Origin of the sequence: Tessaracoccus sp. OH4464_COT-324 (assembly GCF_003932855.1) — a bacterium.
GTDB lineage: Bacteria > Actinomycetota > Actinomycetes > Propionibacteriales > Propionibacteriaceae > Arachnia.
This window is the reverse complement of sequence record NZ_RQYZ01000080.1, coordinates 1-520: the sequence shown is the minus strand read 5'-3', so window position 1 is coordinate 520 and position 520 is coordinate 1. Positions and strand designations below refer to the sequence as shown.

The window sequence follows — 520 nt, the reverse complement described above, 5'->3', positions numbered from 1 at the left end:
GTCAGTCGTGTCAGACACGGCCATCTCCTCTCGGATCAGGCCAGACCCTCACACACCGTTTTCCTTACAGTCTCTGACGGCTAGCCAGGGTTGGTGGGTGGTGGGCATTATGGGTTTCGTAGGTTGAGGGCGTGGTCGAGGTATTCGTTGGTCATCGCGATGATTTCTTCGTCGCTGATGCGGGTCACACCGCTGGATTCGCCCTCGATGAAGGCGTCCTCACCGTAGGCCACGCAGCAGAAGCTTTTGTAGTAGGTTTTGTCGTGTCCGCAGGTGAGGCGGCCGTAGTGTTGCGGGTCTACCATGCGCTTGACCGCCATGATGTAGAAGTCGTGATTGCTGAGCCCACGGTCCACTCTGAGATTGAAGTTTTTGTCGTAGGTGCCGCTGCCGCCGTAGGTGCCTCTGCCGACGTAGATGGTGATGAGGGATGCTTGGGGGTTGAGGGGGAGGTTGCCGAGGGTTTCTGGGTGGTTGAATTGGTCGATGGGGAGGCCGTTGAAGAGTTTGGGGAGGGTTT

General features: G+C 57.7%; 1 protein-coding gene. It reads right to left on the bottom strand.

The window, feature by feature from the left end; all coding sequences use genetic code 11:
• Positions 1–107 precede the first annotated feature (107 nt).
• The coding region (locus tag EII42_RS13115; RefSeq protein WP_158676521.1) for a hypothetical protein at positions 108–520 on the bottom strand (413 nt) is incomplete at its 5' end.